At 59.1% G+C, this 16,034-nt stretch carries 12 protein-coding genes; 10 read left to right on the top strand and 2 right to left on the bottom strand.

All coding sequences use genetic code 11. From position 1 onward, the window contains the following. Positions 1-2 precede the first annotated feature (2 nt). The 10 genes from VGL38_08365 to VGL38_08320 all read left to right on the top strand — a co-directional run bounded on the left by VGL38_08365 (position 3) and on the right by VGL38_08320 (position 11,891). Positions 3-470: a DinB family protein gene (locus tag VGL38_08365; protein ID HEY3295438.1), complete on the top strand. Its 468-nt coding sequence runs from the start codon at positions 3-5 to the stop codon at positions 468-470. A 57-nt stretch (positions 471-527) separates the two neighbouring features. Beyond that, the gene (locus VGL38_08360) at positions 528-839 is read left to right on the top strand and encodes a nucleotidyltransferase domain-containing protein (protein HEY3295437.1); all 312 of its coding nucleotides are present in this window, start codon (positions 528-530) and stop codon (positions 837-839) included. Further along, positions 829-1,170 (top strand): HepT-like ribonuclease domain-containing protein, encoded by a 342-nt coding sequence (locus VGL38_08355; protein HEY3295436.1) that lies wholly within the window; start codon positions 829-831, stop codon positions 1,168-1,170. Before VGL38_08360 ends, VGL38_08355 begins: the two co-directional genes overlap by 11 nt. A 164-nt stretch (positions 1,171-1,334) precedes the next feature. Further along, entirely contained in the window at positions 1,335-3,833 is a 2,499-nt protein-coding gene (gene gyrA / locus VGL38_08350) for a DNA gyrase subunit A (protein HEY3295435.1), read from the top strand. Positions 3,834-4,202: 369 nt separating this feature from the next. Then, positions 4,203-5,093, top strand: coding sequence for an aspartyl protease family protein (locus tag VGL38_08345; protein HEY3295434.1), 891 nt, complete (start codon positions 4,203-4,205; stop codon positions 5,091-5,093). 446 nt (positions 5,094-5,539) lie between these two features. Beyond that, positions 5,540-7,702 (top strand): YCF48-related protein, encoded by a 2,163-nt coding sequence (locus tag VGL38_08340; protein ID HEY3295433.1) that lies wholly within the window; start codon positions 5,540-5,542, stop codon positions 7,700-7,702. 52 nt (positions 7,703-7,754) lie between these two features. Further along, complete coding sequence (locus VGL38_08335) at positions 7,755-8,627, top strand: retropepsin-like aspartic protease (protein HEY3295432.1); 873 nt, start codon at positions 7,755-7,757, stop codon at positions 8,625-8,627. 57 nt (positions 8,628-8,684) lie between these two features. Continuing rightward, positions 8,685-9,587, top strand: a complete 903-nt coding sequence (locus VGL38_08330) for a tetratricopeptide repeat protein (GenBank protein ID HEY3295431.1) — start codon at positions 8,685-8,687, stop codon at positions 9,585-9,587. Between the two features lie 114 nt (positions 9,588-9,701). Further along, a complete protein-coding gene (locus tag VGL38_08325) occupies positions 9,702-11,147 on the top strand; it encodes a sugar transferase (GenBank protein ID HEY3295430.1) in 1,446 nt (481 codons plus the stop codon). 51 nt (positions 11,148-11,198) lie between these two features. Beyond that, positions 11,199-11,891 (top strand): redox-sensing transcriptional repressor Rex, encoded by a 693-nt coding sequence (locus tag VGL38_08320; protein HEY3295429.1) that lies wholly within the window; start codon positions 11,199-11,201, stop codon positions 11,889-11,891. Positions 11,892-12,095: 204 nt separating this feature from the next. Here the strand turns inward: VGL38_08320 and VGL38_08315 are convergent, their stop codons facing one another. Both VGL38_08315 and VGL38_08310 read right to left on the bottom strand, forming a co-directional pair. Next, positions 12,096-12,449 (bottom strand): VOC family protein, encoded by a 354-nt coding sequence (locus VGL38_08315; protein ID HEY3295428.1) that lies wholly within the window; start codon positions 12,447-12,449, stop codon positions 12,096-12,098. 236 nt (positions 12,450-12,685) lie between these two features. Then, entirely contained in the window at positions 12,686-15,559 is a 2,874-nt protein-coding gene (locus VGL38_08310) for a right-handed parallel beta-helix repeat-containing protein (GenBank protein ID HEY3295427.1), read from the bottom strand. Between the last annotated feature and the right edge of the window lie 475 nt (positions 15,560-16,034).

Raw genomic sequence — 16,034 nt, 5'->3', positions numbered from 1 at the left:
CCATGCGCGCCTATCTGCAAAAACTCTTTGCCCACGAGCAGTGGGCCAATCATAAGCTGTTGACCGCACTGCAAGCCGCGCCGTCCGTGCCTTCGCGCACCGCCGAACTGTGTCCGCACATTATGGCGGCTCACGGTTTCTGGGAGCAGCGGCTGGCCGGTGAAGCGGTCGACTTCCGGCGGTTCGAATGGTTTCCCCAGCTCTCGGTTGAAGAGTGCCTGACCCGAAACGAGCAGAGCGCGCAGCACTGGGCGCGGTATCTGGCGGCGCTGCCGGATCCGCTGGACAGGCAGACGCTGACCTTCCCGTCTCCCAACGGCCCGGTCACGCTGCGCATCGTGGACATTCTCACCCAGCTCCACGGCCATTCGATCCACCACCGCGCGCAAATCTCCACCGACCTGCGCGCCGCCGGCCTCGAACCCGTCATCACCGATTACATCTGGTTCTGCCGGGAGCAGCAGGGGTGACCCCTGCACCCGTGGCCCTGCCCATAGGGCAGGGTGTGAAATAAACCCGTATCCCAAATGGAACCCCGCATCCCCATAGACAAAGAGAAGATCGCCGCCTTCTGCCAGAAATGGAAGATCGTGGAGTTTTCTCTGTTCGGCAGCGTGCTCACTGAGGACTTCCGCCCCGACAGCGACGTGGATGTGATGGTGAAGTTCTCCGACGATGCGCCGTGGACGATTTTTGACATGGTGGATCTGGAAAATGAACTCGCGCAGATTGTGGGGCGGGACGTAGACGTCGTGACCCGTCCCGCACTTGAGCGAAGCAAGAATTACATCTTGCGCAGAAATATTCTGAGCAATCTGAGGACCTATTATGGCGCATGACGAAACGCTCCTGCTTTACATGTTGGAATATGCAGGGTATGTCGTGGAGTCCGCCAAGGGAGTCACGTGGGAGGAATTCCTGGCCGACCGGGAGAAGCGCGACTCTGTAGTTCTCCAGATTTCCAATATCGGCGAAGCCGCAAATCATGTCTCGGACGCCTTTCAAAAGCGGCACCCGGAAATTCCGTGGAGCAATATCATTGGCATGCGTCACCGGATGATTCACGGATACAAGCTCGTCAACTATGAGATGGTGTGGAAAGCCGCCCAACAGGCGATACCCGAACTCATTCGGCTGCTTGAGCCGCTTGTCCCGCCGGAAAAACCCTGACATGGAACCGCGCATTCGCCTAACCGGAATCGGGACTTTGTGCCGGACTTCGTCCTGACGGCCGGAGGCCGCCGCTAGGGGCGATTGATACGACGATTGAGGTGGCATAGGCCGCCGGGGGATTTGATTTTTCGATTTTTGTTTTTCACCAATAAAGAAACGCAATGTCCAAGAAAACAGACGACACAGTACTGGATCTGAACGGCAACGGCAAGGAGCGGCTGCTGCCGGTCAATGTCGAAGACGAGATGAAGACATCGTACATCAACTATTCGATGTCGGTGATCGTCTCGCGCGCCTTGCCCGACGTGCGCGACGGCCTCAAGCCGGTCCACCGCCGGATTCTCTACGGCATGACCGAATTGAACCTCGGCGCGGGACGTCCCTTCAAAAAGTGCGCGCGTATCGTCGGCGACGTGATGGGTAAATACCATCCGCACGGCGACGCGGCCATCTACGATACCCTCGTGCGCATGGAGCAGGATTTCTCTTTGCGCTATCCGCTGGTGGACGGCCAGGGAAACTTCGGCTCGGTGGACGGTGACGGCGCCGCCGCCATGCGTTACACCGAAGCCCGCATGAGCCGCATGGCCGAAGAAATGCTGCGAGACATCGACAAGGAAACGGTCGACTTCAGCCCCAACTACGACGAGACGCTGCAAATTCCGAACGTGCTGCCTTCGGCTATCCCCAATCTGCTGGTCAACGGCTCGGACGGCATCGCCGTCGGCATGGCCACGCGGATTCCGCCGCATAACATGCGTGAAGTGGTCAACGCCTGCATCGCGCTGATCGACAAGCCCGACATGGGCGTGCCCGACCTGATGAAGCATATCACCGCGCCGGACTTTCCCACGGGCGGCATCATCTATGGCCGCCAGGGAATCTGGGACGCCTACGTCACGGGCCGTGGCCGCATCACCGTGCGTGCCAAGGCCAATGTCGAAGAGCCGGTCAAGGCCAACGGACGGCAGAAGATCGTGGTCAGCGAGATCCCCTATCAGGTCAACAAGACGCGCCTGATCGAAAGCATCGTCTCGCAGGTCAACGACAAGAAGATTGAAGGCATCGCCGACATCCGCGATGAATCCGACCGCGACGGCATGCGGCTGGTGCTGGATCTGAAAAAGGAAGCGGTGCCCGACGTGGTGCTCTCCCAGCTCTTCAAGCACACGCCCATGCAGGAAACTTTCGGCGTGATTATGCTGGCGCTGGTCAAGGGCGCGCCGCGAATCCTCGACCTCAAGCAGATGATCGAGTACTATCTCGAGCACCGCCACGAGGTCGTGCTGCGCCGCAGCGAGTACGATCTGCGCGAAGCGCAGGCCCGCATGCACATCCTCGAAGGCTTGCAGATAGCCGTGGACAATATCGACGAGGTGATCGAGATCATCCGCCGCGCGTCCTCGGTGGAAGTGGCCGGGGCGGAACTGCGCGCGGCCTTCGGACTCTCCGAACTGCAGTCTAAGGCGATCCTCGACATGCGCCTTGCGCGGCTGACCGGTCTCGAACGCCAGAAGCTGATCGACGAGATCCGCGAACTGAAACTGAAAATTGCCGACCTCCAAGAACTGGTAGCATCCCACGACCGCCGCATGGCGGTAGTCAAGAAGGAACTGAAGGACCTGCGCGACAAGTACGGCGATGATCGCCGCACGCTGGTGGTAGATGACACCGCCGAAGTGGAACTGGAAGACCTGATTGCCCAGGAAGACATGGTGGTGACCATCTCCCACTCGGGCTACATCAAGCGCTTTCCCGTCTCCGGCTTCCGCAAGCAGGGACGCGGCGGACGCGGCAGCATGGGCGCCAGCACGCGCGAGGAGGACTGGATCCAGCACCTCTTTGTGGCGTCCACCCATGACTATATCCTCTTCTTCACCGATAAGGGCAAGTGTTACTGGCTGAAGGTCTACCAGATTCCGCAGCTCGGACGCGGCACCCGCGGCAAGGCGCTGGTCAACTTGATCGAGCGCAGCGCCGAAGAGAAGGTGCGGGCCTGGGTGACGGTCAAGAACTTCGACGAGAACCGCTTCGTCCTCATGTGCACCAAGAACGGCACCGTGAAGAAGACCGCGCTCTCCGAGTTCTCCAACCCGCGTTCCTCCGGCATCATTGCCCTGAACATTACCGAGGGTGACGAACTGCTCGACGCCACCATGACCGACGGCACGAATGAAATCATCATCGGCACCAGCGAAGGCAAGGCCGTGCGCTTCGAGGAAAGCGACGTCCGTCCCATGGGCCGCAGCGCTACGGGCGTACGCGGCGTATCGCTTCGCTCTGGCGTGCTGGCCGTGGGCATGATCGTCGTCCACAAGGAATCCTCGATTCTCACCGTCACCGATCTGGGCTACGGCAAGCGGTCGGCGGCCGGCGACTTCCGCCGCACCAAGCGCGGTGCGGGTGGCGTCCTGGCTTTGAAAACCACTCCCAAGACCGGACCGCTGGTGGCGATGAAGGAAATCAACGAGGCCGACGATCTGATCATTGTCACCTCCAGCGGTGTCATGATCCGCCAGAGCGTGGCCAAAATTCGCGAGATGGGCCGCGTCACGCAGGGCGTGCGGCTGATCAAACTCGACAACGGTGACCACGTGGCCGATGTGGCCAAGATCGTCCCCGAAGACGAGGAAGAGATCGATCTCGGCGAGCAGGGGTAACCCCTGCACCCAACGCGGGGCGTTGGATCCCAAGGCCGCCTACCGGCGGGGGGACAGCGCGGAAGACCGCGCGGTCCCTTCCGAATTGATCCCTAGCGGCGGCCTCTGGCCGTCAGCCCAAAGGGCAGCATGACCCTCGGTTCAGGCACGCAATCGGCCGTAGAAGCACGATCCGCAGAGCGAGATCACGGTTTCGCCGGACATGTCGTGCCCGTCTACCCCGCCGGACGACTAAGCGGCAGCAACAGGGGAACTAAATCGGCGCAAAGCGATAGGAAATAGAAGCGGGACCCTTCGTGCGGTCTTGCCGAAGAGATGTCCAGAAGAACCTCTTCTTTCCTGTTTCAAACCTCCTATGCTCTGATTTCCATGAAAACGGTTGTGCTTTTCCTCGCGCTGCTATTCTGCTGTGGAGGACTCTTCGCCGCAGACCCCGTTGCCGAGATCCCCTTTCGCTGGGTGATGAACCAGATCATTCTCCCGGTGGTGATCGAAGGGGATACTCTGAACTTTCAGCTCGACACCGGGGCTAACCCCTCGCTGGTCGATCTGACCACTGCGCAGGCTCGCGGCCTGATTGTCCGTCCCGCGCGCCATGCCCCCGGTGACGAGTCCCGCAGCAATTCGCTGGATTATGTGGCGCCCCTGCGCCATCTGAATGTCGGTGGAGTGTATATCGACAGTATCCCGGCAATGACGGTGGACCTCAGCCTGTCCTCGCGCTACATCGGTCTGCCGCTGCACGGAGTGCTGGGCTACAGTTTTTTCCAGAATCGCATCGTGCAGATCGACTACCGCCGCCACGTGGTGCGGCTCTATGATGACCGTCCGGATGTGGATCCGGGCCGCAATGGCGTGACCGTGCCCATGATGATGATTGAAGGCGAGACCACACCCCTCATCCACGACCTCACCGTGGATGGCACGCCCCTCGACGCGGGCATCGACACCGGTTCCAGCTTTTCCTTTCTGCTCTTTCCGGCCACAGTGGCGGCCCTCGGGCTGGACAACTACGGCGCCAACATCCGCGCCGACTCGGTGCTGCACGGCGAGAGCGAGGAAACCGATATTCTGCGCGGCCATCGCGCCACGGTGCAGATCGAGGAGATGCGCTTCAATGCCGCCGCCGTCGAATTCACCCGCGAGGGCTGGAGCAGCCAGGGGACCGATCTGTGGGATGGTGCGCTCGGCAACGCCTTCTTCCGCAATGCCCGCCTCACCCTCGATTATAAGAACGGCTTGATCTCCATCGAGCTATGAGCGATGAAATATGGGTAGGGGCCGATAGCACCACCTGACGATCCGGTAAGAGAACTTCCGCAGTTTGGAGGCGACGGCTCATGCGTGGACTCCGGCTGCTCATCACGCTGATGATTACAGTGGTGGCTTTCGCACATCGCCCGATACACTTCGGACTCAAACATACGGCTGCGCCGCCCTCCGGCCGTCAACTATCGGAAAGGGTCAGATCACCACAACCAAAACAACCTTTCGAGATACGGCACTGAGATCACCTGGCCCTGTTGCTCGCATTACAATTGCTCTTTCCCGGATGGTGGGAAAGAGCCGGAAGTGAAGGAGATTCTCTGCCGCCAGGGCAAATCGTGAATCAGGCATCTGCGATTCCGATCTGTCTCGGCTACCGAGAAACACCGACTGGTAATTGCAGATCAAGACCACTTTCGTACACGCAATTGGAGGGCACCATGAAGTACTTTCACCTCGTTCTGCTGCTTGGGCTGCTGGCCATCACTCCGAGCCTGAGCGCACAAGTCTGGGAATGGCAGCGTCCGGCGCTGACGGGCAATACCCTGAACAGCGTCACCTTCAACGGCACAGGCAGTGGCTGGGCGGCTGGCTCGGGCGGCACCCTGTTGCACACCACTGACAGCGGCCTGACTTGGAATGATTACTCTGGAATTCTGCCGCGCTGGGCCAATGTGCAACAGATCGTCTTTGCGGACTCGCTGCACGGCTGGGCCATCGGTATCCGTGGGATTGCCTTTTTCGATTTTTCCTCGGCAGTCTTCCGCACCACTGATGGCGGTGAGAGCTGGGAGGAGCAGACCTCAATTTCTGCGGACGGCTTTCCCTCTGCCATAGCCTTCCCCACGCCGGCTATTGGCTTTATGGTCGGCTATGCCAGCATCGAGGTTCCGACGGGCGTGCTGTGGAGAACTACCGACAGTGGTGACACGTGGGCATCCACACCTCTGGACAGCATGGTCCGCGCCCGCCATCTCAAGTTTGTCGATAGTCAGAACGGGTGGATTGTCGGCGGCCCGAATGTGCTTCGCACGACCGATGGTGGCCAGACTTGGATGTGCTCGCATATCATTCCCGATACACCTTTCTACAATGTAAGCGGATTTGAATTTGCCAGCCCGTTACTCGGCTGGGCGACCGTGCCGCTTTTTGGCTTGGCGATGTACCGCACCACAGATGGCGGCGTTACCTGGTCCCAACTGCACGATGATTATAGTTACGGGAAAACTCTGCTCTTTACCGACGAGTGGCACGGATGGTCTTTCGGGAACCGGTTCACGAGCCGTACGACGGACGGTGGCATAACATGGATAGCGTCCCCGGATACGCTGTTGAACGTCGGTTCGCTAAATGGCGGTTGGACGGACGGTAACGGCCGCGTGTTCGCGGTAGCGGAAGGAGGCACAATCCTGGCCTCTGTAGACAGCGGTACGCATTGGAGCAGGGCCTGCGGGGGGCTCGTGCTGTGTGATGGCATTCCGGAGATGTGCTTTTCCGATGCACGTCACGGCTGGATCGCCGCCGGTCCTAACCTACTGTACACCACGAACGGGGGACAGGAGTGGAATACTCAAACCGTGAACGATACCGTCCACGGGATGGGCGGTATAACCTTCACAGACAGCTTGCACGGCTGGATCGTCGTCGGTGATGGCGCGATTTTGAAGACGGTAGATGGCGGCGCGACGTGGGCTCAGATGCGCGCCGGACAGCCGCTCTCGTATGGCGACAGATTGAGTGTCACCGATTCGCTTTATGGATGGTTCGGCTTAACCTTGGGCGATACCACTACGGTGTTGCGCACCACTAACGGTGGACAGACATGGATGCCGCAACGACGATGGACGCACGCCAGCCTATCCCGGTTGCAGTTTGTCGATCGCCGGCACGGATGGGTGATGACCGACAGTCTGTTCCGCACCCGCAATGGTGGTATCTCTTGGGATTCGGTAGTGTTCGGCCAATACCGTTTTCCTGCGGGTTTCTTTGCCCTCGACTCTGCCTATTGTTGGGTAACCGTAGCCGATCAGCAGTTGGGGTACGGGTATGTCATACGAACCACGAATGGGGGCGACACTTGGGAGCGCACCGAAGATCCTCTATACCCGTATTTCTGTTCGCGTAGCGAGGGCTGGTCGTTGGGAAATATCTATGCCAGGGATGGTGTGGAACACACCACCGACGAAGGAACATTTTGGGAGCATGTGGATTTTCCGGGTGGAGATTTTCGCTACAATTTCGTCGCCGCCGGTCCGGAGAATATATGGGCGGTAGGCACTGGTGGCTGCGTGTTGCATTATGATGCGCCGGCATTCTCTGAGGGGTCCCATGCTGCACCACCGTCTTCTATCCATCTTTGCAACTACCCCAACCCTTTCAACCCCACGACCGAAATCCGTTTCGATCTGGCGCGGGCGGGGAAGACATCTCTCAAGGTATACGATCTGCTGGGGAAGGAAGTGGCGCAGCTCATGAATGATGTTCTTCCGGCGGGAGTACATAACGCAACCTTTGATGCATCCAAGCTGCCATCAGGAATTTACTTCTATCGCTTGCAAAGCGGCACAGAGATTCAAAGCCGCAAGATGATTGTGCTGAAATAGCCGTCTCGCGATTTCAAGTATCCGGTCCTTTGTCTCTAATCCGGGCTTTGCCATGACCATCTTCGCCATTCTCCTGGCATGGGCGATGTCAGTCGGCTCTCCGGCGCTGCAGCGCAGCCCGGGGGACGTCCCCTTCACCTTCGAGAACAACCAGATTATTCTCCGGGTCTCGGTGAATGGCCATGATTCCCTGAATTTCCTGCTCGACACCGGCACCGACAACTCCACCATCGATGAAGCCACCGCCCGGCGCATCGGTCTGCAGGTGATGCTCAGCGAGAGTTCTCGCGGCGGCGTTCCCGCCACCGTCTGGCTGCGGGACCTGAAGGTCGGCCTGCTGGTGATGGACAGCCTGTTTGCCTGGGCGCCCAATCTGGCCGACGTCAGCCAGGCGTTGCGCAGGCCGCTGCACGGGGTACTTGGTTACAGTTTTCTCAAGGACCGCATTGTCCAGATCGATTACCGCGAGCATGTGGTTCGCTTCCTGAACCATCCGCCCGCCATCGAAAAGAGCGGCCGCAATGTGATGCTGCCGATGCACTTTCTCTCCGGCAAAATGATTCCGCTGTTCGATGCCCTGCATGTCAACGGCCATTCCCTCCGCGCTTCTCTGGACACCGGCTCCAGCCTCGGTCTGCTGCTCTACCCGCGCGCAACCACCGAATTGGGTTTGAACGAAGCGGCCCGGAACGCACGGCTGATGACCACGCTGGTGTACGGCGGCGTTCTGGAGGTGCGCAAAGGCCCCCGCGCCGAACTGCGGCTGCAGACGGCGGTCTTCGATTCGGTGTCGCTCTACTTTGCCTCCCGTAGCCCCGAAGAGCAGATCCTGTCCGAGCGCGGCGGCAGCCTCGGCAATGAATTTTTCAAAGAGATGCGATTGACGCTCGATTATCAGCATCAACAAATCGCCATCGAACGCTAACCGCCGGTGGACGGCCACGCCGGGCAAAACCTTACCTTTAACCGAAAAGGCGGCACCATGTCGGAAGATTCCAAGAGCCCGGAGAAGTTTCTTGAAGCCATGAGCGAGGGCATCGAATTGTCTTCGGAAGGCAAGCATGAAGAAGCCGCCCGCGCCTTTATCAAAGCCATCCAGCTCGATGCCACCCAGGCCGAAGCGCACTTCTTCCTCGGCCAGGAGCTGAATTCCCTGCAACGCTACACCGAAGCCGTGCGCGCCTTCACCAAGGCGTCTGAACTCGATCCCGAAGATTCCGACTCCCTGCTGGGTCTCGGCTTTGCCCACTATATGCTCGATGAACGCAACCGTGCCATCGAAGTCCTTGAAAAGGCCGCCGAGATGGATCCCGAATATGACGAAGTGCAGTTGCGGCTGGGCGACATGTATGCCGATGCCGGACGCTGGGAAGAAGCCCTCGAATCCTATGAGCGCGTGCTGGCATCCGATGAGGACAGTGAAGAGCCACGTCTTGGCCAGGCGATTGCCTTCGGTCACCTTGACCGCTATGCCGAAGCCGACGCCGTGCTGCAGGAATTGCTGAGCAAGAGCGCCGACTCGACCTCCACCATGGTCAGCGTGGGCGGCGCGTATTTAACCCTTGGTCACCCCGCCGATGCCCTGCCGGTTCTCGAGCGCGCCTTTGCGCTGGAGCCGGAAAGTGAATTGGCCATCTTTGCCCTTGCCCGCACCTACACCGAACTGGGCCGTCTGGCCGATGCCGAAGCCATGTGCAGCCGCTTTGTGCAGGAGCGTCCCGACTCCGTGGATGGTCATTACCTGCTGACGCTGGTCTATCTTGGCCAGGGCAAGGGACAGGAAGCCGCCACCCAGCTCGAAAAGCTTGCTGGACTCGACCCGCAACTGGCCAACAACCTGCTCATGCAGATCATCCAGCAAGGTCCGGACGAGGAAGAGAAGTAGGAAATCTGAAATCTGAAATAGGAAATAGAAAACCAAACTGAAAACCGAAATCTGAAAGCGGATCTGCTTTCCTATTTCAAATTTTCTATTTCCTATTTTTCCCGAGAACCCGCTTTGGAAAAGACAAGACAAAAACGCGAGCGCCGCTCCAGCGAACGCTCCCTCGCCGTATTCTTCTGGCTACCGGTCACTGCCGCCTTTATCGACGTCGCGGCGGTTACGGCGGCCGCGCTGCTCTCCTATTATCTGCGCTTCTACACGCCGGTGGCAGGAGTCATCAGCCGCTACAAAGAGACGTGGCAGCCGTGGATCGTCAACTATCTGTTGTTCGGCATCGGCCTTGGGCTCATCTATGTGATGGTCTCCTGGTCCTACCGCAGCTATGCCACGCGGCTGCGTGTGCCCCTCGAACAGGAGGTGGGCCGCATTCTGCGCGGCGCGCTGCTGTCGATGGGGGTTGCCCTCGCCCTGATCTTCTTCTACCGCGAGTTCACCTATTCACGCTTCGTGTTCCTGCTGACCCTTACGATGATGATCCCCGCGCTGATCATCGCGCGCTCGCTGTTTCAGCGGTTGCAGATTGCGCTCTTCCGCCGCGGCATCGGCGTGCAGCGTGTGGCGCTCTGGGGTGCGGGAGACGTGGCCGCCAAACTCTGGCAGGACTTCGTGCACGGTCGCACACAGGGTTTTGACCTGATCGGCGCGCTGGGCAAACCGCCGGTGGAAGGCGGACAGTCCCTCGGCGATGTTCCCAACCTCAAGAATCTGATCTTCGAACACGATCTGGACTTGCTGGTGATGGCTCCGCCGCCGGATGAAGAGGAGCAGATGGAAGAAGTGATGCACTACGCCGAAGGGCTGACCATCGAACTGCTCTACTGTCCCGCCGCGCTGGAAATCACCAAGTCGCGCATCCGCGTCACCGAAGTCGGCGGCCGTCCCATTCTGCGCATGAAGACCTTGCCCATGGCCGGCTGGCGCTATGTGGTCAAGCGGCTTACCGATTTTGCCTTTTCCGGTCTCTTCCTGCTGCTGTTCAGTTGGCTCTACGGCCTGCTGGCCGCGATTGTCTTTCTGGAGGGCGGCAAGCCGATCTTCTATAAGCAGCCGCGCGTCGGGATGGATGGCCGGGAGTTCGACATGATCAAATTCCGCACCATGCGCACCGACGCCGAAGCCAAGACCGGGCCGGTGTGGGCCAAATCCGGCGATCCGCGCGTCACGCGGGTGGGCCGCTTTTTGCGCCGCTGGTCGCTGGACGAACTGCCGCAATTCTGGAGCGTGCTGCGCGGCGACATGTCACTGGTCGGCCCGCGTCCCGAGCGGCCCTACTTCGTCGAAGAATTTTCCAAGCACATTCCGCAGTATCTGGACCGCCACCGCGTCAAGTCGGGCATCACCGGCTGGGCGCAGGTCTGCGGGCTGCGGGGCAGTGAGAGCACCATCGAAGAGCGCACCGAATACGATTTATACTACGTTGAGAACTGGAGTTTGTGGTTCGACGCCCGCATTCTGCTGCGCACGGTCATCGAAGTGATTCGGGGCCGCGGCGCGATGTAAGCGGCGAACGTACAACGGCAAATATTCTTTAAAGGCAGGAGAACGCAGGATATGCCTCGTCAAGCGACGATCCCAAATCTGGACGGCCCGAAAATTTCCGATGCGACAGTCAAGCGGCTGTCCAAGTACTACCGTACGCTGCAAAACGCCATTGCGGCGGAAAAGACCACGATCTCGTCGGAAGAAATCGCCCGCATCAACGGCCTCACCGCCGCGCAGGTGCGCAAGGACCTGTCCTTCTTCGGCGCGTTTGGCCGGCGCGGTCTGGGCTACAATGTCTCCGATCTGCACCGCAACATCAGCCAGATTCTCGGCTTGCACAAGACTTGGAACGTCTGCCTCGTCGGCGCCGGTAACATCGGTACCGCCCTTGTGCATTTCAAGCAGTTCCAGGATCAGGGCTTTATCTTCCGGCTGATTCTGGATAGCGATCCCTCCAAGTACGGCCAGAAGATCGGCGAACTGGAGATTCAGGATTTCGAGAACTGCGAGGAGCTGATCCGTCGCGAGAAGATCAAGATCGCCGTCGTCGCCGTGCCCGCTCCCGCGGCACAGCGCGTGGTGGACCGTCTCGTGCAGGCTGGCGTCAAGGCCATTCTCAATTTCGCTCCCGTGACCATTCTGGTGCCGCCCGGCGTCTTTGTGCGTAACGAGAACATGGTGATCGAAATCGAAGCCCTGTCCTACGCCCTGACCAGCAAAGGCGCGCACCGCCCCCGCACCGGCGCCCCCGTCCCGGCCTGATTCTCTTTCTTCCGCCTTTTCTAAAGACGAAAAAACCCGGCCATTTCTGGCCGGGCTTCGCCTGTGTTTTCCTGCTTCCGGCGGCCCTTGGGCCGCCGTTTTGCGTTCAGCCCGCGCCACACCTTGCAATCGCTAAGACGGGAGGGTTGCGGCAGACCTTAACCCTCCCCTACACCCGATATTCTTTCAGCCGCTTCCCAAGGCTTACATATTCTTCGTCAGCCCAATCACATTGCCGGACGGATCTTTGAACTGGGCGAAGGTCACGACACCGGGAATCTCGGTCGGCGGCACGACGGTCTTGCCGCCCATCGATTCGGCTTTCTTGAGGGTCCCTTCGAGGTCATCCACGCCGACATAAATCGTTACCATGCTGCCCCCGCCCGGCATCGGATCCGTGATCCCGCCGTTCGGCATCCCGCCGGTGTCCGCCATGCCGTACTCCCCGCCGCCCATCTTCTCCACCTTGATCTTCCAATCGAACAGCTTGCCGTAAAACTCGCGCAGCTTGCTGCTGTTCTGACCGATGATCTCAAAATGTGTGATCCCGTTTGCCATCTTTCAACTCTCCCTGTGAATAGACTTTAGATTATCCTCGACCCGAACTCTTGTACCTTCCCCTGAAAACTCAGGGGAATCTTTAGATTGACTCAATATAGCTCACACTCTGAACGCGTGATCAAAGTTCCAGACCATTTGGTTGCGAGAAAAAAAGGGCAACCCGTGCGGATCGCCCCTTTTTTCTTCTGTCGTTTACCCACACCCTGAGGGTGTGGAGTAGTAACCCCGAAGGGTCACTTCATCAGCAGCATCTTCTTCTCCGCCACGAACTCATTTGCCTTCAGACGGTACAGGTACACGCCGGACGGAAGATTCGCCGCGTCAAAGGTGATCTGATGTCTGCCCTGGGCCATTGTGCCATTAGCCAGATCCGCCACCTGCTGTCCCATCAGGTTGTACACCTTCAAATTTACCGTGCCGCTCTCCAGCAGATCAAAGACAATGCTGGTCGTCGGGTTGAAGGGGTTCGGATAGTTTTGCTGCAACGCGTACTCGTCGATCAGCACCACGTTGGAGACCGGCGTGGCACTGGCGGATGTCAGCTCACTGCGCGATCCGTTGATGTCGACTTCGACAAGCGTGTAGCGGTACGTGGCGCCGTTGGTCACCGCGCGGTCGACGTACGCGTAATCATGCCGCGCGGAGCTGTTTCCCGCCGCGGTGATCCGGCTCAAGGCAATGCCGTCACGCAAAATCTCGAAGTGATCGGAGTTGGATTCGGAAGCCGTGGCCCACTTCAGACGCACATAACCATTGCCGCCATCGGCGGCGAAGCTCAACAGTTCCACCGGCAACGGACCTTCCACCGACCCGCAGGAGTCGCCGCTGCACCAGCGCACGGCATCCGTGCACCACGGATGGCTCAGCCGGAAGGTGTCCAGCATCGCGCCCGTGAACGGCACGTCCGACACGAAGATAATCGAGTCGCCGTCATTGCCGTCGCCGTTGGGCAGCACAGTCCAGTGCTCCGCCGCCGCACCGCCCACCGACCCTTGCGTTCCGGGGCAGAAACGGGTGAACACCAGGCGGGAGAGCGCACCGCTCTGCCGCGTCAGGCGATAGCCCCAGTTCGGCGGGCCGGAAAGAATCACGTTCACATAGCCGCGTCCGGATTCGGTGCCGTGCAGATAAGGGAACACGCCCATGTCACACACGCTGCCATCCGTGTCATGCGGCAGGGCAGGATCGCCGGAGTCGATGCAGGGCGACGTGCCGTTCAGATGGTAATCGCCGTTGGCCGAATTGACGAACTCGGGATTCAGCACGATATTATTGTACACATCGCACGGATCGCCGTTGACATTGGTGTGATTCAACACGCCGATGCCCGGCGGGCCCCACGTCGGATTCTGGAAATTCTCGCCGGTGCTGCCGTAGACATCGCAATTGCGGATGTGGCACACATTGTTCGGCTCCCAGAAGGCAATGCCCGAACCGTGGGAATTGGCGACGATGCAACTGGTCATCGTAAAATTGGAATTGTCCGTATCATAGCAATACACACCGGCGCCCATCTGGCTGGCGGTATTGTCGCTTAGTGTGCAATGAATCAGCGTCGGCATACCCTGGCCCCAGGAAAACCCGCCACCCACCACACCGGTGTTACGCACAATCAGCGTGCGCTCAACATAAGGGTTGGCATGCCAGGCGCTCATTCCACCGCCATAATAGGCGGTGACATTATCATGCACATAGCAGTCCGACACGTGCGGCGAACCCGCGTCGCAGTGGAAACCACCGCCGCCGTCCCGCGACCAGTTGTAGCGCAACGTCGAATGCACGACGGTGGGCGAGCAGGCCAGACAGAACACTCCGCCACCCGCGGCGTCGTAGGTCCCTGCCGGTCCATCCACTTTGGCATACTCCACATTGCAATAGGCCAGGCTGCAGGTGTTTGACGCATACCAGAAACGGATGCCATACCACTTGGACGCTTCCGTCGGGAAGGCCCGCGTGAACAGAATAGAATCCTGTGCCGTTCCGATAGCCCTCAGGGTGCCTTCCACTTCAAACTTGTAATGCCCCAAAAACTTGACCTGAACACCGGGTTCGATCCGCAGCGTCTGTCCGGAGGACACCGTGACCTGGCATGACACGTAGTACGGCGAATTGGCCAGCGTCCAGACGCCGGAGACATTTCCGCATACCACCGTGCCAGCCGAGAAAGCGCCGATGTCCGCGACGGAACCGTTCGGATCCGCGGGCGAACTCGGATTGCCGCCATCAATGCACGGCGAGCCGCTCGTCAGCCGGAAATTAGCAGATCCGGCATTGAAGAACAGCGGATCCAATGAGATATTGAAGGACGCATCGCAGGGATCGCCGTGGACATTCACATGATCCATCACGCCCATTCCCGCCGGAACTTCACCCGAAAGATTATCAAGGCTGTTGCCAAAGAAATTGCAGTGGTCGAACGTGCCATATGGCGCGCCCATGGCGAAGGTGACACCGGTTCCCGCGGAGAAAGAGAAAATGCTGTTCCGGATAATGGCCTCGGACTGTCCGATGCGCAGCTCTCCGCCATCAATCGATCCCATATTGCCGCTGACCGTGCAGTTCAGCAGCGTAGCACTGGAGTGCCACAAGTTCACGCCGCCGCCATACGGGGCGGTATTGTTGGTAATGACACAACGGGAAAACACCGGCGTGCCGGTGTCGCAGGAAATAGCGCCGCCCGCCCAGATCGCTTCGTTGTTGCGGAAGGTGCAATGCTCGACCGTGGGGGAACAAAGGTGCGTCATCAGACCGCCGCCGATGTTCTCAAAGTCCCCTCCGATAGCCTTTCCGTACTCGATCACACAATAGGCCAGATGAGTGTTCGGCGCGGCGCTATACATCCGGATGCCGCCCCACTTGGACTCTTCGGTAGGATACTCACGGCTGAAAACAATCGAATCGTGCTCCGTACCGACGGCATTCAAAGTGCCGTTGACCACAAAGGTATAGTGGCCGCCGAAAAGCACCCGTACACCCGGCTGAATGGTCAATGTCTGACCCGTGGGCACGGTTACGTTGCCGGTGATCACATAGGGCGATCCCGCCAGGTTCCACACGCCCGAAATATCTCCCGACACCGTCACGGGAGAGCGGTCGTGCATGTTCATGCTTGTCCGCAAGTCCCTGCCGATCGCCGGCGACACACACCAGATCACAAGAAGTGCACACCAAATAGTCCCATAGATCCTGTTCACGGCAACCTCCATTTGATGATTTTTGTAAAAGATACCGTCAGAGTCCAATAACTGCAAATAAATGTTGGGTCTATAATAAACTTGTCGCGCTCTGGTTATATTAGCTATAGTGACACGGCTCGATAAACTGTACATCCAAAGAAAAGCCCGACCGCGCGGTCGGGCTGATAAAGACACCTATTCTTATCCTCGAAAGTAAGTTGTGATGGCATAGGCGGATCGGATCCCAAACCCTGCCTATTGCCGCCTCCGCCGTTGCCGCAGCAGAAGCGAACGTGCCAGCCTTGCATGCCCGCTCGTAGCTCCCGCCCACAAAAAAAGGCAGCGGGTCCATTCCCGCTGCCTCCAATCATACACTCAGGTTGTTAAGCTGCTCCGCCCCGAAACG

It is taken from the genome of bacterium (assembly GCA_036504735.1).
In the GTDB taxonomy this organism is placed as follows: Bacteria; Electryoneota; RPQS01; order RPQS01; family RPQS01; genus DASXUQ01.
Note: the sequence above shows the minus strand (reverse complement) of the source record. Positions and strands in the feature narration are given on the sequence as shown.